Genomic DNA, 16352 nt, shown 5'->3' with positions numbered 1-16352 from the left:
GTGACCGATCCCTTGTCCGACCTCAGGCTCAGGACCGCCGTGCCGGCCGATGCGGTCGCGGGCGCGACCATGCACGCGGCCTGCTGGCGCGAGGCCTACGGGCCGTACGTCGACGCCGCGCTGCTCGAGGAGCGGCTGGCCGACACCGCCCGCTGGGTCGCGGCGTGGACCCGGCACCTGGTCGACGGCCCGCCCCGGGTGCTCGCCGAGACGAGCGGCGACCTGATCGGCTTCTCGGTCGTCGGCCCGACCCGTGACGAGGACGCGGCCACGCCCACGGAGCTCTACGCGATCTACACCCGCGCCGCGTACTGGGGCACCGGCCTCGGGCAGCTGCTCTGGGACGCCGTACGCCCGGACGAGCCCTGCTCGCTGTGGGTCCTGGAGGCCAACGCGCGCGCCCAGGGCTTCTACCGGCGCAACGGGTTCGAGCCCGACGGGGCCCGCGAGCACTATGCCGGGCTGGACGCGTCGGAGATCAGGATGGTGCGCGGTCGCTAGGCCGTCAGGTGGTGCACGTAGCACCACCGCCAGTCCTCGACGGGCTCGCCCGACTGCATGACCGGGTGCTGCGAGTCGTGGAAGTGCCGGGTCGCGTGCTGCCGCGGCGAGGAGTCGCAGCAGGCGACGTTGCCGCACTCGAGGCACCGGCGCAGGGCCACCCAGTACGTGCCCTCGTCGATGCAGGCCTGGCAGAAGGTCGCGGGCTCTGCGGCCACGGTCGGGTAGTGCTCGAGGTCCGCGCAGGCCTCGCCGACCGCCCAGCGGCGGCGCGCGTACTGGGCGGTGTCGTCGCGCTCCTGCTCGGCGCTGTCGAGCATCGACTCCTCCACGTCGAGGCTCGCCAGCACGTCGGCGATCACCTCGGACGGCACGGTGCCGGACTTGCGGATGTCGAGGATCCGGCGCCGTTCGGCGTCGATCAGCTGGGTGCGGACCCGGTAGTACGTGGCGGCCGGCGACTCCTGGTCGGCCGTCGTGGCCAGCCGCTCCCAGGCGGCGAAGTTGCGCTGGTCGAGCCGCTGGCGGATCAGGTCGTACACGCCCGCCTGGTCCTCCTGCTCGATCTGCTCGAGCTCGTCGAGCGCGGCCTTGGACGCCTGCTGCAGCAGGGTCGCGCGGGCGAGTGCGTCGTCGAGGGGATCCGGCGAGGGCACGTGCAGCCGGCGCGCGAACCACGGCAGCGACAGGCCCTGGATCAGCAGCGTCCCGGCCACGACGGTGAAGGCGGCGACGAGCAGCACCTCGCGGTGCTCGGTGTCCTTCGGGATCAGGAACGCCGCCGCGAGGGTGACGACGCCGCGCATGCCTGCCCAGCCGACCAGGAAGGTCTGGCCCAGCGGCTGTCGCTGCCCCGTCAGCGGATCCGGCCCGGGACGGACCAGCGTCCACCGCGAGGCGAGGACGCAGACCAGGCGGAGCACGATGCACGCCGCGAGCGTGGCGGCGCACACGGCGACGATGCGGACGGCGGACAGCGAGCTGTCCGCGAGGTCCTGGAAGATCCACTGCGCCTGCAGGCCGATCAGGCCGAACACCGCGTTCTCCAGCAGGAAGGCGATCGTGCGCCAGTTGATCCGCTCGGCGATCCGCGACTGCGCCGTCTGGAGGATCGGCGCCTTGTGGCCGAGCAGCAGGCCGGCGACCACGACGGCCACCACTCCCGAGGAGTGCAGCTCCTCGGCCGCCAGGAAGCAGGCGAACGGGATCACGAACGAGAGGCCGACGTCGAGTACCGGGTCGGTGATCCGCCGCCGCAGCTTGGCGACGAGCATGAAGACGGCGATGCCGAGCAGCACGCCACCGACCGAGGCGACGAGGAAGTCGACGCCGACCCGCCACAGCTCGACGCCGACCCCGGCGGCCGCGATCGCCGTCCGCAGGGAGACCAGCGCCGTGGCGTCGTTGAACAGCGACTCGCCCTCGAGGATCGTGACGATCCGCCGCGGCAGGCCGATGTTGCGACCGATGGCCGTCGCGGCGACGGCGTCGGGCGGGGCGACGACAGCGCCGAGGGCGAAGGCGATGGCCCACGAGACGTCCGGCACCATCATGTGCACGATCCAGCCGACGCCGGCGGTCGTGACGAGCACCGCACCCACCGACAGGGTCAGGATCGCCCGCCGGTGGGCGTTGAAGTCCACGAGCGAGGAGCTGACGGCGGCCGAGTAGAGCAGCGGCGGGAGCAGTCCGAGGAGCACCACCTCGGACTCGAGGTGCACCTGCGGCACGAACGGCAGGAACGACGCGCCGGCGCCGGCGACCACGAGCAGGAGGGGCGCGGGCACGCCGAGCCAGCGCGCGACCACGACCCCCGCCAGCACGCCGACGGCGAGCGCGACCAGGAAGAGGGCGACGTCCACGCACCCATCCTTCCCGATCAGCGGTCAGACGAGCTGTGCCGCCCAGGTCTTGGGTCGCCCCGCTGGCGCCCGCGGGATCAGGATTGTGGACGCAGCGCCCGGATCCGCGCGTCGAGCTCGCGGCGGTTGTCGCGTCGTACGGCCACCTCGACCACCTCGATCCCGCCGTTCGGGCTGGCGAGCGCCTGCTCGAGCTCCGGCAGGCTGGTGACCCGCAGGTGCGGGGTGCGGGTCGCGGCACAGAGGCTCGCGAGGTCGACGCCGTGCGGGGTGCCGAAGAGCCGCTCGTACTGCTCGGCGTACTCCCCCGCCCCCTGCTCCAGCATCGTGAAGATCGAGCCGCCGTCGTCGTTGACGACCACGATCGTCAGGTCGGGGACCGGCTCGCCGGGCCCGATCACCAGGCCGTTGGCGTCGTGCAGGAAGGTCACGTCGCCCATCAGCGCCAGCGCGCGGGTGCTCGAGGGCCGCGCGAGCGCGGCGCCGATGGCCGTCGACACGGTGCCGTCGATGCCGGACAGGCCGCGGTTGGCGAGCACCTTGCGCCTCCGGCCGACGTCGTAGCGGGGCACCATCAGGTCGAGGTCGCGGATCGGACTCGACGCCCCGACGACGAGCAGGCCGCCCTCGGGCAGGTGCCGGGCGACCGCGCCGGCGACCTCGTGCGGCGTCAGCTCGGGCTCGGCGGCGAGCAACGCGTCGAGCCGCCGGGACACGTCGCGGTCCGCCGCGCGCCACTCCGCGAGCCAGGAGGGGTCGTCCGGCTCGGCGACCGCTGGCACCACGACCAGTCGCTCGTCGACCGGGAACGGTCGATCGGTCCATACGCCGTACGCCGGGGTGTCGACCACCCGGACCTCCGGGCGCGCGAGCAGCCGGCTGACCGGGCGAGACAGCGTCGGGTGGCCGCAGACCACCACCCGCTCGATCCGGTCGCCGAGGTCCGAGCCGAGCAGCAGCCGGTAGGTGCGGATCGCGTTGTCGCCGGTGCGTGATCCGCTCGAGGGCTCGGCGAGCAGCGGCCAGCCGGCGCTCTCGGCGAGGCCCCGCGCGGGCGGGCCGGCGTCGTCGCCGGCCACGACCACCGTGCGCGGGCCGGTCGGGATCGTCAGGTGGATCATCGGACGGGCGCGCTGCACGGGCGGGCCCGGCGTCACCTCGGGCACCCACCGGTCCGCCGGCACCAGCGGCTCCTCGAGCGGCACGTTCAGGTGCACGGGGCCCGCGACGAGCAGGTCGTAGTCGCCGGTCGCGTCCTGGGTCGGCACGAGCGGGCCGAAGATGCCGACCTGGTCGGTCGTCTGGTTGGCGCTGGTGCCGCGAAGCCGGGCCGGCCGGTCCGCCGTCACGACGACCACGTCCACGCCCGAATGGGCGGCCTCGAGGACGGCGGGGTGCAGGTTCGCGACACCGGTGCCGGAGGTGCAGACCACCGCCGCGCGACGGTGGTTGCGAGACAGCCCGAGGCCGAGGAACCCCGCCGTGCGCTCGTCGATCCGGGTGTGCAGCCGCACCAGCCCGGCGGCGGCAGCGTCGTAGGCCGCGAACGAGAGCGGCGCGTTCCGCGACCCGGGCGCGACCACGATCTCGGTCACGCCCGCCTCGACGAGACGGGCGATCACGGACCGTGCGAGCTCGGTGGAGGTCACGGGCGTCGATCCTGCCGCACCGCGCGGACCTCGGCGAGCCGGGCCTCCCAGTGCGCGACCCGGTCGGGCGCCGCCGCCGGCCGCGCCTCGTCGACGATCGGCACCCGCACGGGCAGCTCACCGTCGACCGGCAGCAGCGGGTCCGTGACGACGTCGCGCTCGAGCAGCTGCACGGTCGCGAGCCCGCACGCGTAGGGCAGCTCGGGCAGGGCCGCCGCCAGCGCCACGCCGGCGGCGATCCCGACGCTGGTCTCCAGTGCCGACGACACGACGACCGGCAGCCCGATGTCCTCGGCGATCCGCAGGCACGCGCGCACGCCGCCCAGCGGCTGCACCTTGAGCACGGCGACGTCCGCCGCGTCGAGCTCGCGGACCCGGTAGGGATCGGCGGCCCGGCGGATCGACTCGTCGGCCGCGACCGGCACGTCGACCGCGCGTCGTACGGCGGCGAGCTCCTCGACGCTCGCGCAGGGCTGCTCGACGTACTCCAGACCACCGGCCGCGCGGTCCAGCAGCCGGATCGCCGCGACCGCGGTGTCCACGTCCCAGCCGCCGTTGGCGTCGATCCGCACCCGCCCGTCGGGGCCGAGGGCGTCACGCACCGCCTCCAGCCGCGCCTGGTCGTCGGCCAGCGACTGGCCCGGCTCGGCGACCTTGACCTTGGCGGTGCGGCAGCCCCCGTCGGCGACGATCCGGCGCGCGTGCTCGGCCCCGACCGCGGGCACGGTGACGTTGACGGGCACGCGGGACCGCACGGGCGCCGGCCAGTCGCCCGCGGCCGCCTCCTCGGCGCAGCGCAGCCACGGCTCGGCGACGACCGCGTCGTACTCCAGGAACGGGCTCCACTCGCCCCAGCCGGCGGCGCCCCGGAGCAGCACGCCCTCACGCACGGTGATGCCGCGGAAGCGGGTCCGCATCGGAAGGCTGAAGACGTTCACGCGAGGCCCCGGAGCCGTAGCCGGTCGGGCTTGCCGTTGTCGAGCAGCGGGATCGCGTCGAGCCGGACCAGCTGCCGCGGCGCCCAGGAGCGCGGGTGCGTCTCCGCCACCCAGGCGCGCGCCGCCGCTGCGCTCAGCTCGCCGACGACGAACGCGACGACCCGGTTGCCCCACTCCTCGTCGGGTACGCCGAGCACCTCGGCCGCCCGGACGTCCGGGTGCTCGCGCAGCCGGGCCGCGACCGCGGCCGCGGGCACGTTCACCCCGCCGCTCACGACCATGTCGTCGAGGCGCCCGAGCACCTGGAGCCGGCCGTCCTCGTCGAGCCGACCGGCGTCGGACGTGAGGAACCAGCCGTCCACGAGCACCTCGGCGGTGCGCGCCGGGTCGCCGTCGTACCCGTCGAAGAGCACCGGCCCCCCGATCCGCACCCGGCCGTCGTCCCCGATCGCGACGCCGACGCCGTCGAGGGGCAGCCCGTCGTAGACGCAGCCGCCGGCGGTCTCCGCCGAGCCGTAGGTCCCGACGACCCGCACGCCGGCGTCGGCCGCGCGGCGCCGCAGCGCGGCGTCGATCGGGCCGCCGCCGAGCAGCACGGTGTGGAAGGTCCGCAGCGCGTCCGCGTCAGTGTCGAGCAGCCGGTGCAGCTGCGTCGGCACCAGCGAGACGAAGCGGTCCACCTCGCCGAGCGCCTCGGTCGCGGCCCCGAAGTCGTCCTCGAGCACCACCGGCTCGTGACCGGCGACCAGGGAGCGGCACACGACCTGGAGCCCGGCGACGTACGTCGGCGGCAGCGCGAGCAGCCAGCGGCCCGAGCCGCCGACCCGGCGCGCCGAGGCGCGCACGGACGCGAGGACCGCGGGCCTGGACAGCAGGACCCGCTTCGGCGTCCCGGTCGAGCCCGAGGTCTCGACGACCCACGGGTCGGGGTCGTCGGCGGCCAGCCAGGCGTCGAGCTCGCGGACCACGGAATTCACGCGACCGACCCTAGTGGCGCGTGATGGGATCCCTCCGTGCCCTCCCGCCTCGACCGGTTCCTGCCGCCGACCCCGCTGGCGCGACGGTTGTCGCTGCAGTCGGTGATGTTCGCGACCGGCGAGGGCGCGTTCATGACCGGCTCGGCGGTGTTCTTCACCCAGGTGGTCGGCCTGACCGCCGCCCAGGTCGGTGTCGGCCTGACGGTGGCGGGCGTGTTCGCGTTCTCGTTCGCCGTCCCCCTCGGCAGGCTCGCGGACCGGGTCGGCCCCAAGCGGCAGTGGGCGGCGGGCGCGTTCCTGAGCGCCGCGCTCTACCTGGTGTGGCCGTTCATCGGGAGCTTCCCGGCGTACGTCGCGATGGTGGTGGTGCTCCAGCTCGTGGCGAACGCCGGCTGGTCCGGCCGGGGCGCGTACACGATCGACGTGTTCCCCCGCGAGGAGCGGGTCCGGTCGATGGCGTTCATGCGGGCGGCGCTCAACATCGGGTTCACCGTCGGGGCGGCGATCGGCGGCATCGCGCTGGCGTTCGACAACAACGACGTCGTCCGCGTCGTGCCGTGGCTGACGTCGGCGATCCTGTTCGTGAACGCGCTCTTCATCACCCGGCTCCCGGACGCGACCCACGACAAGGTCGACGAGCTGCCGGCCGAGAAGGCGCTCGGCGGGAGCCCCCTGCGGAACCGCGGCTTCCTGCTGCTGAACGTCTTCGACGGGGTGCTGAGCACCAACCAGGTGCTCCTCAACATCGTGATCCCGCTGTGGCTCGTGCAGGAGACCGACGCCCCGCGGGTGCTGCTGGCATGGCTCGTCGGCACCAACACGGTGATGGCGGTGCTGCTCCAGGTCCCGGCCGCCCGCGGCGTGAACTCGGTGCGCACGTCGCTGCGCGCGGCCCGGATCAGCGCGGCGTTCTTCGTGCTGTCGTGCTGCATCGTCCTGGTCACCCACGACACCCTCGGGTGGACCACGATCCTGCTGGTCTGGCTCGGCCACGTCACCGTCACCGGCGCGGAGCTGTTCCAGTCCGCCGGCCGGTGGGGCTTCCTCGCCGAGCTGTCCGACCCGGACCGGCGCGGGGAGTACCAGGGCGTGGCCCAGCTCGGCGACACGCTCGGCAACGTCTGGGCACCCGCGGCGTACACCTTCCTCGCGCTGTCCTGGGGCGCGGCCGGCTGGGTGACCATCGCCGGGATCGTCGTGCTCGCCGTCCTCGCCATGGGACCCACCTCGCGGGCGGCCGAGCGGTACCTGGCGCGCGCCCGACGACCCGTGACTGCTTGAATCTCCCCTCGTGGCAACTCCCGCACAGTGGCTGGCCGGCGCCAGGCCGCGCACCCTCCCGGCCGCCGTCGCGCCCGTGGTCGCCGGCACCGGCGTCGCGGCGTACGAGGACTCCTTCATCTGGTGGAAGGCGCTGCTCGCGCTCGTGGTCGCGCTGGCGCTCCAGGTCGCGGTCAACTACGCGAACGACTACTCCGACGGCATCCGCGGCACCGACGCCGACCGGGTCGGCCCGATGCGGCTGGTCGGGTCCGGTGCGGCGTCCGCGGGCGCGGTGAAGCGCGCGGCCTTCCTGGCGTTCGGCGTCGCCGGCGTGGCCGGGCTCGCGCTGGCCGCGACGACGGCCTGGTGGCTGGTGCTCGTCGGCCTGGTCTCGGCGCTCGCCGCCTGGTTCTACACCGGCGGCTCGCGCCCGTACGGCTACCTCGGGCTGGGCGAGGTGATGGTGTTCGTCTTCTTCGGGCTGGTCGCCGTGATCGGCACGACGTACGTCCAGACCGAGACGTGGGAGTGGGCGGCGCTGGGGGCCGCGATCGGCGTCGGGTCGCTCGCCTGCGCGATCCTGGTCGCGAACAACCTGCGCGACATCCCCACCGACACGCTCGCCGGCAAGCGCACCCTCGCCGTACTGCTGGGGGACCGGCGGACCCGGCTGCTGTACGTCGCGCTGGTCGCGGTCGCCGCGCTCGCGGTCCTGCTGGTCGCCCTGGCCACGTCGTGGTGGGTGCTGATCGGCATCGGCTTCCTGGTGCTGGCCGCGCCCGCCGCCCGCACCGTCGTCTCCGGAGCCGTCGGGCCCGGCCTGATCCCCGTCCTCCAGTCCACCGGCCTCGCCGAGCTCGTCTGGGCGGTCCTCGTCGCCGTCGGCCTGGTCGTCGGCCGCTGACCCCATATAAGGCGGGGTGCCTCACCACGGGGACCCAGCCAGCGGCAACGTAGGCTCGCCGCATGCTGTGGATCATCCTGCTGGTCGTGGTGGTGGGCGTGCTCGCCTACCGGTTCCGCGTCCCGCTGCTCGCGAAGGTGCTCGGGCAGGACGAGGCGCGGGTACGCCGCCAGCTCGACCGGCGCAAGGACTAGGACGAGGGCTAGGACGAGGCCGAGGGCGGGGCCGAGGTGTCGTCCTCGGCGTCCTCCTTGGCCTTCATCTCCTCGATCTTCGCGGTCATCGCCTCCGCGCGGACCTGCACCCGCCGCGCCAGCGCCTCGCGCTGCCGGTTGAGCACGACGTAGGAGCCCACGCCGCTGACGACGAGCGCGATCACGAGGGCCCACAGGATCGGCACCGAGTCGGTGAACACGAACCACAGTCCGACGACGATCCCGAAGGACGCGGCGAACAGCACCAGGCGCAGGGCGGTGTAGATCCAGAACTCCTTCACGGATTCAGGGTAGGCGTGACCACGGGGTGCCTACTCTGGGGGTGTGCTGAAGTTCCTGCTGGTCGTGATCCTGATCGCGGTCGCCGTCTACCTGGCGACGCGGGCGATCCAGCGCCGCGGCGACCTGCCGACCCCGCGCCGCCCGCGACCGACGCAGCGGCCGCCCCGCGTGGTCGGTCCGGACGACGACCCGGACTTCCTGCGCGACCTGGACCGGAAGCGCCGGCACCCCGAGGATCCCGAGGCCTAGCCGGCGGTCCCGCCGGACGGCACCGTCGACCGCTCAGCCGTCACCAGCGCCGGAGCGCCGGCGTACGAGTGCTGCGACGTGGTCGAGAAGTAGTTGATCCCGATGAAGTTGAACCACAGCGTGGCCACCCCCACGAGCGCGAGGATCGCGGCGTTGCGGCCCTTCCAGCCCGCCGTGGTGCGGGCGTGCAGGTACGCCGCGTAGACGACCCAGGTGATGAAGGCCCACACCTCCTTCGGGTCCCAGTTCCAGTACGACGACCAGGCCTGGTGCGCCCAGATCGGCCCGGTGATCAGCACCGCGAACGTCCACACCGGGAACCCGAAGGCGTGCAGCCGGTAGGACACCCGGTCGAGGACCTCGGGCTTCGGCAGCCGCGCGACGTACCCGGTCGTCCGCTGCCCCTGTCTGCTGAGCGCGCGGGACTTCACCAGGTACAGCGCCGACGTGATGCCGCCGAGGGTGAACGCACCGGTGGCGATGATCGCCGACACGACGTGGATGACCAGCCAGTACGACGACAGCGCCTCGGTCAGCGGCGCGACCGGCGCGTAGAGCCAGGTCACCGCCACCATCAGCACGGTCAGCACGAACGCCAGCACGATCGGCGCCATCCAGGCGAGCTTGAGCCGTCCGCGGAGCGCGACGTACAGGAACGCGACCACGAAGGTGCCGGTCAGCGTGAACTCGTACATGTTGCCCCAGGGCACCCGGTTCGGGTCCGCGGCCATGCCGCGCGCCAGGAGGCCGACGAAGTGGATCGCGACGGCGAGCCAGGTGACCAGGAACCCGAGCCGCCCGAAGAGTGCGGTACGCCGGGCGGCCGACTCGTCCGCGACCGACTCACCGGGGCCGGTCGCCACGGCGACCCCGCCGGACGAGGCGTTCGCCGCGGCCGCGGTCACCGGCACGTTGCGCAACGAGGCCCACTCCACGAGGTGCGCGAGCAGGGCCAGGAAGTACACCAGCCCGCAGGCCGCGACGGCCTGGTTGCTGAGACTCTCCCACGCGGCGTCGGTCACGACTCGTCCTCTCGGTTGCCCTCTCGATGGTCCTGGAGCACAGCCACGACCTCGTCCACGACCGCGGCCATGTCGCCGCCGCCGGACCGGTCGAGCGCGGCCACCTCGACCAGTGTGCCGTCACCATCGCGCCGGGCGCGAACCCAGACCCTTCGCGGCCGGATGAACAGCGAGCCGAGCAGCCCGAGCAGGGCCAGCACGACGCCGCTCAGGGCGATCCACTTGCCGGGCGTCTGGCTGATCTGGATCTTGTTCCACTCCTTCAGCCCCTGGAAGGTGACGGTGCCGAGGCCGTTCGGCAGCTTGACGGACTGGCCCGGCCGCAGGTCGACGCGGTACGGCGCGCCGTTCTTCTTGGTCAGCATCGTGGTGTGCGACTTGTCGAGCGCGTACACCGACTGCGGCTGCCCCGTGTCCATGCCCAGGTCGCCGGTGTAGACGAGCATCGAGATCATCGGGTCCAGCGGCTTGCCGAGCAGCGAGAAGTAGCTGCCAGTCTGCTTGGAGAACGCCACGGTCGGGTAGAACTCGCCCTCCAGCCCGATCTGGGTGGGCTCGGCGTCCGGCGCCTTCACCACGCCGATCGACTGGAAGCTCTCGTTCACGGGCAGGAAGACCGCGGGGCCCCCGGAGCGGTGACCGTCGGCGTCGGTGATGGTGATGACCGGCGCGTACCCGTGCCCGATGAGGAACACCTCGGTGTTTCCGATGCTCAGCGGGTGGTTCACCTGGAGGTCGTAGGTCTTCTCCGGCGCGTCGGGTGACTCCTGGTAGGTCAGGTGCGACTTGAAGCCGCGGGCCATGCCCGCCCGCGGGCCGGTCGTCAGCCAGTCGACGTCGAAGTCGTCGATCTTGAACGAGAACGGCTCCATGTCCTCGGCGCGGAAGAGGCTGCCGGGATCGAAGTCGTCGTACTGGGTGAGGTTGTTGGAGAAGCCGTACTGGTCCCCGACCAGCAGGATCACGCCACCCTTGTAGCCGAACAGGCTGCCGAGCGCGAAGCCGACCAGCACCACCAGCACGGACAGGTGGAAGACCAGGTTCCCGGCCTCCCGGAGGTAGCCACGCTCGGCGGAGACCGCGTCGCCGTCGAGGGTCAGGCGGTACCGGCGCTTCCTCAGCGCGCGCCGGGCCCGCTCGAGGAGCTCGTCCGGCGGCTCGGAGATCACGTACGTCGCGTGCTCCGGCAGCCGCGTCAGGTTGCGCGGTGCCGCCGGCGGCTTCGCCCGCAGCCCGCGCCAGTAGTGGAACGTGCGCGGCACGATGCAGCCGACCAGCGAGAGCATCAGCAGGATGTAGATCGCCGAGAACCAGGGCGAGTCGTAGACGGAGAACAGCCCGAGCCGCTCGTAGACCGGCGTCAGCTGCGGGTGGGCCGACTGCCAGTTAGAGGTCTTGAGGGAGTCGACGCCCTCCTGCGGGATGATCGAGCCCGGGATCGCGGCGAGCGCCAGCAGCAGCAGCAGGATCAGCGCCGTCCGCATCGACGTGACCTGTCGCCAGGTCCAGCGCAGCAGCTCGCGCACGCCCAGCTCGCCGGGGCGGCGGTCGTCCTCCGGCGGACGGGTGCTCAGCGACGTCTGCGGCGGGGCGCTCATACGACCGTCCCCGAGTCCTGCACGAGCCTGACCTGCACCCAGCTCACCGCCTCGGCCCACCAGCCCGTGATCAGCAGGATGCCGACCGCGACCAGCATCAGCCCGCCGGCCCGCATCACCCACACCTGGTGCCGGCGGACCCAGCCGATCGCGGAGAGCGCCTTCTCGTAGGCCAGGCCGGCAGCGATGAACGGCAGGCCGAGCCCGAGCGCATAGACCGCCGAGAGGAACGCGCCGCGCGCGGCGGTGCCCTCGCTGATCGCGAGGGTGCTGATCGCGGCCAGGGTCGGTCCGATGCACGGCGTCCAGCCGAGCCCGAACAGGAAGCCCAGGACGGGCGCGGCCGCGAGCCCGACCGCCGGGACGGTGTGCACGCGCCACTCCCGGTTCAGGAACGGCAGCCAGCCGCCGAAGGCCAGGCCGAGCACGATCATCAGGATGCCCAGGGTGACGGCGAGCTGGCGGCTCCAGGTCACCAGCCAGGCGCCGAGCGCGCCGGACGCCGTACCGAGGATCACGAAGACGACCGTGAAGCCGAGCACGAACAGCAGGGACCCCAGGAACATCCGGCCACGCCGCGAGCCGGCCACGCCGTTCGCCAGGTCGGCGCCGGACAGCCCGGTGGCGTACGAGAGGTAGCCGGGCAGCAGCGGGATCACGCACGGGGAGAAGAACGAGACCAGGCCGGCGACCAGCGCGACCGGGACGGCGAGGACGAGCGACCCGGAGGCGGCCTGGTCGTGGAACCACTCACCCATCGACGGCGTCCGTGGACTCGCTCGCGGTGTCGTCCACGAGGTCGACCAGGGTCCGCGTCGACGGCAGCGCCCCGAGGATGCTGGCGGCGACCCGGCCCTCGTCGTCGAGGACGACGAACGACGGGATGGAGTTCGGGCTCAGCGTGCCGCGGAACTGCAGCATCGCCTTGCCGTCGGGCGAGAACACCGACGGGTACGGCACGTCGAAGCGCCGCACGAACGCCTGACCGGTGGACGTGGAGGCGTCGCGCAGGTTGATGCCGACGAACTGCGCCCGGTCGCCCACCTGGTTCGCGGCGGCCACCACGTCCGGCGCCTCACCGCGGCACGGCCCGCACCACGAGCCCCACACCACGACGACGACGGGCTCACCGCGGTAGTCGGCGAGGTCGATCGGCTTGCCGTCGAGATCCTCGCCCTGGAGGTCGACGGGGTCGCCACGGCTCCCGGCCTCGACGACGTTCACGTCGCCGGGCCCGGTGTAGAAGCCCTTGTCCCCGGAGCCGGAGAGCGACGAGCACCCGGTGGCCCCGACGGCGAGGAGCAGGCAGCCGAGGACGGCTGCCGGGAGGGAGCGCAAGATCAGGGCCTCTTCTCCTCGGGCGCGTTGCCGGCCGAGAACGGCGCCTTCTTGTCCTTCACCGGGATCAGGTCGCCGGCGGGCTCGGAGTAGCTGACCTGGGTCAGCCGGTCCCCGACGAAGTGGAACGAGGTCAGCGAGCAGAGGGTGCACTGGCGCTTGCGCGGGTCGTGGAGGAACGACCGGTGCTCCACGTGCAACCGCGTGATCCAGATCGGCAGCTGGTGCGACACGATCACGGCCTCGTGACCGGCGGCGGCCTCGCGGGCGTCGTGCACCGCGGCCATCATCCGCTTCACCACCTGCTTGTACGGCTCACCCCAGGACGGCTTGACCGGGTTCCAGAGGTGTCGCCAGGTGCGCGGGTCGCGCAGCGCGTTCTCGCCACCGGCGAACCGCTTGCCCTCGAAGATGTTGGTCGACTCGATGACCCGGTCGTCGGTGACCATGTCCAGCCCGCGGGCGGTCGCCAACGGCTGTGCGGTCTCCTGGGCCCGCTCGAGCGGCGAGACCCGCAGGTGGGTGATGTCCCGGTCCTTGATCGAGTCCGCGACCTTCTCAGCCATCTGGCGGCCGAGGTCGGAGAGGTGGAAGCCGTCGCGACGGCCGTAGAGGACGCCGTCGGGGTTGTGCACCTCGCCGTGGCGCAGCAGGTGGACGATCGTGTCGGGCGTCTGGGTCACTGCTGGGCTCCCGGGGTCTCCTGGGCTGCGGCCGCGGCGCGCGCGGCGTGGGGCAGGGCATCGAGGACGGTCTGCACGGCGCGGTCGTCGTGCGCGGAGGAGAGGAACCACGCCTCGTACGCCGACGGCGGCAGGTAGACACCGCGGTCGAGCATCGCGTGGAAGAACGCGGCGTACGCCGCCTGGTCGGTCCGCGACGCGTCGTCGAAGTCGCGGACGGCGCCGTCGGCCAGGAACACCGAGAACATGGTGCCGGTGGCCTGGACGACGTGCGGGACCCCGGCCCTGGTCAGCTCGTCCGACGCCGCCGTCTTCACGGTGTCGGCGACGGAGCCGATGTGGGCGTACACCTCCTCGGTCGCGAGGCGCAGCGTGGCGAGGCCGGCGGTGGTGGCGATCGGGTTCCCGGACAGGGTGCCGGCCTGGTAGACGGGGCCGTCGGGCGCCAGCCGCGACATCACGTCGGCGCGACCGCCGAACGCCGCGGCCGGGAAGCCGCCGCCCATCACCTTGCCGAAGGTCACCAGGTCGGGCCGCCAGCCCTCGACGGCGCCGTCCAGACCCCACTGGCCCAGGCGCGAGGCGCGGAACCCGGTCATCACCTCGTCACTGACGAACAGCGCGCCGTGCGCGCGGCAGGTCTCCGCCAGGAACTGGTTGAAGCCGGGCTCGGGAGGGACCACGCCCATGTTGCCGGGCGCGGCCTCGGTGATCAGGCACGCGATCCGGTCGCCGTGCTCGGCGAAGGCCTTCTCGACCGCCGACCGGTCGTTGTAGGGCAGCACCAGCGTCAGCGCGGTGGAGGACTCCGGGACACCGGGCGTCCCGGGGAGCGCGAAGGTGGCGACCCCGGAGCCGGCGGCGGCGAGCAGCGAGTCCACGTGCCCGTGGTAGCAGCCGGCGAACTTCACGACCACGTCGCGGCCGGTGAAGCCGCGCGCGAGACGGATCGCCGACATGGTCGCCTCGGTGCCGCTGGACACGAACCGGACCCGCTCGACGGGCGCTCGGGACACGACCTCCTCGGCGAGCTCGACCTCGGGCTCCGTGGGCGTGCCGTACGACGTCCCACGCCGGACCGCCTCCAGCACCGCGGACTGCACCTCGGGGTGCGCGTGGCCCAGCAGCATCGGACCCCACGAGCAGATCAGGTCGACGTACTCGTTGCCGTCCACGTCGGTCAGCCAGGCGCCCTGAGCGGAGCGGATGAACCGGGGTGTGCCGCCGACCGCGTTGAATGCGCGGACCGGTGAGTTCACCCCTCCGGGCGTGACCGCGCGGGCGCGCTCGAACAGCGCGGCGGAGCGGGCGGGCCCTGCGGACGACGGAGCGGTCACCGGGTCATTGTCCCCGAGCGGCCCAACCGGCCCGACCCGAGGGTGCCGCCCGCGCTCGTCGAACGTGGCCGGGACCACGTCCAGACCGGATGAGAACGAGTTTCACCGTCATGACCTGCGGGAATGGTCGTCCCGTGAACGAGGGCCCGAGACATCGACGCGCACCGAACCGTAACCGGTGGGTAACACGTTCGTTGGATCGGGCAGCGCGTGCCGAGGGACATGCGTTCGTCGTGGGAACAGGGAGAGCAACGATGTCGAATGCGCGATTCGGTCGCGGCCAGAAGGCCATGGCCCTGGTGCCGCTGGCCGTGCTGTCAGCCGCCTGGACGGCGAGCATCGCCGGTGTGGGTGCGAGCACCGCGAGCGCCGACACCCAGCCCGAGCTCCGCCTGCCGGACGGCTCGACCGTCCCGACCCAGGCGATCAAGGCACCCGCGAGCGTCTCCACCTCCGGCGGCGTGGCACCCGGCGTGCACGGCGACCCCGGCACCGTCGTCGCGACGGCATCGACCTCGGGCATCCCGGCCGCAGCGCTGGCGGCGTACCAGCGCGCCGAGACCGTCATCAACTCCGCGGACAAGAGCTGCCACCTCTCCTGGCAGCTGATCGCGGCGATCGGCCGGGTCGAGTCCGACCACGGCCGGACCAACGGCAACAGCCTCGACGCGGACGGCGTCGCCCAGCCGGGCATCTACGGCCCCGCGCTCGACGGCACCGACGGCACCACCCGGATCGCCGACACCGACGCCGGGCAGTACGACGACGACGCGAAGTTCGACCGCGCGATCGGACCGATGCAGTTCATCCCCTCGACCTGGTCCGTGGTCGGCGTGGACGCCGACGGCGACGGCCAGCGCAACCCGCAGGACATCGACGACGCGGCGCTCGCCACGGCGGTCTACCTGTGCTCCGGCGACGACGACCTGTCGAGCGCGGCCGGGCAGCACTCCGCGGTCTACCGCTACAACCACTCGACGTCGTACGTCGACCTGGTCCTCTCGATCATGAACGCCTACCTGCAGGGCGAGTTCACGTCGGTCCCCAACGGCACCACGTCCGCGGGCTACCTGGTCCCGGCCGAGCACCAGCCGGCCGAGCACGGCCCGAAGAAGCACCACCACACCAGCCACGCGCACGGCCAGCAGAACGGCGGGTCCGGCCCGAGCAGCACCCCGGCCGAGCAGCCGAGCGAGCAGCCGACCACGCCCGCCGCACCGGGCACCGGCGGCGGCACGGGCGGCACCGGTGGCGGTGGCGTCCAGGTGCCCACCCCGAGCGTCCCGCCGCTGCCCTCGACCTCGATCCCGCCGGTGGACGACCTGCTCACCCACGCCCAGGCCGTCGTCCAGTGCACGCTCGACGGGTTCGTCGACAACATCCTGCGCGACGACGACCCGTTCGACCAGTGCGTGTACGACTACACGCACAACTGACCGCCCCGGCGAAACCGGTGGTCGAGTAGCGAGCGCCAGCGAGGCCCGGCCAACCGCTCGGTGGTCGAGTAGCGAGCGCCAACGAGGCCCGGCCAACC

At 72.9% G+C, this 16352-nt stretch carries 17 protein-coding genes; 6 read left to right on the top strand and 11 right to left on the bottom strand.

The genetic code is table 11. The features are described from left to right. Positions 1–501 carry a GNAT family N-acetyltransferase gene (locus N538_RS26480; protein ID WP_051549475.1) on the top strand — a complete coding sequence of 167 codons (501 nt, stop codon included), beginning with the start codon at positions 1–3 and terminating at the stop codon, positions 499–501. Here the strand turns inward: N538_RS26480 and N538_RS0120370 are convergent. The 4 genes from N538_RS0120370 to N538_RS0120355 all read right to left on the bottom strand — a co-directional run bounded on the left by N538_RS0120370 (position 498) and on the right by N538_RS0120355 (position 5927). Next, the gene (locus N538_RS0120370; RefSeq protein WP_028638833.1) at positions 498–2363 is read right to left on the bottom strand and encodes a Na+/H+ antiporter; all 1866 of its coding nucleotides are present in this window, start codon (positions 2361–2363) and stop codon (positions 498–500) included. The two genes, N538_RS26480 and N538_RS0120370, sit on opposite strands and share 4 nt — an antisense overlap. Positions 2364–2440: 77 nt before the next feature. Beyond that, entirely contained in the window at positions 2441–4012 is a 1572-nt protein-coding gene (gene menD / locus N538_RS0120365) for a 2-succinyl-5-enolpyruvyl-6-hydroxy-3-cyclohexene-1-carboxylic-acid synthase (RefSeq protein WP_028638832.1), read from the bottom strand. Further along, positions 4009–4950: an o-succinylbenzoate synthase gene (locus N538_RS0120360; RefSeq protein ID WP_028638831.1), complete on the bottom strand. Its 942-nt coding sequence runs from the start codon at positions 4948–4950 to the stop codon at positions 4009–4011. Before N538_RS0120360 ends, menD begins: the two co-directional genes overlap by 4 nt. Next, a complete protein-coding gene (locus tag N538_RS0120355; RefSeq protein ID WP_028638830.1) occupies positions 4947–5927 on the bottom strand; it encodes an AMP-binding protein in 981 nt (326 codons plus the stop codon). The genes N538_RS0120360 and N538_RS0120355 overlap by 4 nt, the downstream gene beginning before the upstream one ends. 36 nt (positions 5928–5963) lie before the next feature. Here N538_RS0120355 and N538_RS0120350 point away from each other — a divergent pair, with 36 nt between their 5' ends. The 3 genes from N538_RS0120350 to N538_RS29560 all read left to right on the top strand — a co-directional run bounded on the left by N538_RS0120350 (position 5964) and on the right by N538_RS29560 (position 8288). Beyond that, positions 5964–7208, top strand: coding sequence for an MFS transporter (locus N538_RS0120350; protein WP_028638829.1), 1245 nt, complete (start codon positions 5964–5966; stop codon positions 7206–7208). 10 nt (positions 7209–7218) lie between these two features. Then, positions 7219–8094 (top strand): 1,4-dihydroxy-2-naphthoate polyprenyltransferase, encoded by an 876-nt coding sequence (locus N538_RS0120345; RefSeq protein ID WP_028638828.1) that lies wholly within the window; start codon positions 7219–7221, stop codon positions 8092–8094. Between the two features lie 62 nt (positions 8095–8156). Further along, positions 8157–8288, top strand: a complete 132-nt coding sequence (locus tag N538_RS29560; RefSeq protein WP_269320363.1) for a hypothetical protein — start codon at positions 8157–8159, stop codon at positions 8286–8288. A gap of 8 nt (positions 8289–8296) precedes the next feature. Here the strand turns inward: N538_RS29560 and N538_RS0120335 are convergent, their stop codons facing one another. Continuing rightward, positions 8297–8590 (bottom strand): DUF4229 domain-containing protein, encoded by a 294-nt coding sequence (locus tag N538_RS0120335; RefSeq protein WP_028638827.1) that lies wholly within the window; start codon positions 8588–8590, stop codon positions 8297–8299. Positions 8591–8633: 43 nt separating this feature from the next. On the opposite strand from N538_RS0120335, the gene N538_RS0120330 reads away from it, so the two are divergent. Next, on the top strand, positions 8634–8840 hold the full coding sequence (locus N538_RS0120330) for a hypothetical protein (protein WP_155992290.1): 207 nt from the start codon (positions 8634–8636) through the stop codon (positions 8838–8840). On the opposite strand, the gene ccsB is transcribed toward N538_RS0120330, so the two are convergent. The 6 genes from ccsB to hemL are packed head-to-tail and all read right to left on the bottom strand — an operon-like array spanning position 8837 to position 14818. Continuing rightward, entirely contained in the window at positions 8837–9862 is a 1026-nt protein-coding gene (gene ccsB, locus N538_RS26475; protein WP_051549473.1) for a c-type cytochrome biogenesis protein CcsB, read from the bottom strand. The two genes, N538_RS0120330 and ccsB, sit on opposite strands and share 4 nt — an antisense overlap. Further along, positions 9859–11460, bottom strand: a complete 1602-nt coding sequence (gene resB / locus N538_RS0120320; RefSeq protein ID WP_028638825.1) for a cytochrome c biogenesis protein ResB — start codon at positions 11458–11460, stop codon at positions 9859–9861. Before resB ends, ccsB begins: the two co-directional genes overlap by 4 nt. Beyond that, the gene (locus N538_RS0120315) at positions 11457–12218 is read right to left on the bottom strand and encodes a cytochrome c biogenesis CcdA family protein (RefSeq protein ID WP_028638824.1); all 762 of its coding nucleotides are present in this window, start codon (positions 12216–12218) and stop codon (positions 11457–11459) included. The genes resB and N538_RS0120315 overlap by 4 nt, the downstream gene beginning before the upstream one ends. Next, positions 12211–12798 carry a TlpA family protein disulfide reductase gene (locus N538_RS26470; RefSeq protein WP_036571397.1) on the bottom strand — a complete coding sequence of 196 codons (588 nt, stop codon included), beginning with the start codon at positions 12796–12798 and terminating at the stop codon, positions 12211–12213. Before N538_RS26470 ends, N538_RS0120315 begins: the two co-directional genes overlap by 8 nt. 2 nt (positions 12799–12800) lie before the next feature. Further along, entirely contained in the window at positions 12801–13481 is a 681-nt protein-coding gene (locus tag N538_RS0120305) for a histidine phosphatase family protein (RefSeq protein WP_028638823.1), read from the bottom strand. Continuing rightward, complete coding sequence (hemL, locus tag N538_RS0120300; protein ID WP_028638822.1) at positions 13478–14818, bottom strand: glutamate-1-semialdehyde 2,1-aminomutase; 1341 nt, start codon at positions 14816–14818, stop codon at positions 13478–13480. Before hemL ends, N538_RS0120305 begins: the two co-directional genes overlap by 4 nt. A gap of 254 nt (positions 14819–15072) precedes the next feature. Between hemL and N538_RS0120295 the strand changes: the two genes are divergently transcribed. Beyond that, positions 15073–16254 (top strand): lytic transglycosylase domain-containing protein, encoded by a 1182-nt coding sequence (locus N538_RS0120295; protein WP_028638821.1) that lies wholly within the window; start codon positions 15073–15075, stop codon positions 16252–16254. Positions 16255–16352 lie beyond the last annotated feature (98 nt).

Source organism: Nocardioides sp. URHA0032 (assembly GCF_000620645.1).
Classification (GTDB): Bacteria; Actinomycetota; Actinomycetes; order Propionibacteriales; family Nocardioidaceae; genus Nocardioides.
The sequence above is the reverse complement of the archived record's forward strand: the minus strand, read 5'-3'. Positions and strand labels throughout refer to the sequence as shown.

Excerpts from the sequence above, each read along its gene's own strand:
- N538_RS0120295 (WP_028638821.1), top strand. The coding sequence starts at position 15,073 with ATGTCGAATGCGCGATTCGGTCGCGGCCAGAAGGCCATGGCCCTGGTG.
- N538_RS0120315 (WP_028638824.1), bottom strand. The coding sequence starts at position 12,218 with ATGGGTGAGTGGTTCCACGACCAGGCCGCCTCCGGGTCGCTCGTCCTC.
- N538_RS29560 (WP_269320363.1), top strand. The coding sequence starts at position 8,157 with ATGCTGTGGATCATCCTGCTGGTCGTGGTGGTGGGCGTGCTCGCCTAC.
- resB (WP_028638825.1), bottom strand. The coding sequence starts at position 11,460 with ATGAGCGCCCCGCCGCAGACGTCGCTGAGCACCCGTCCGCCGGAGGAC.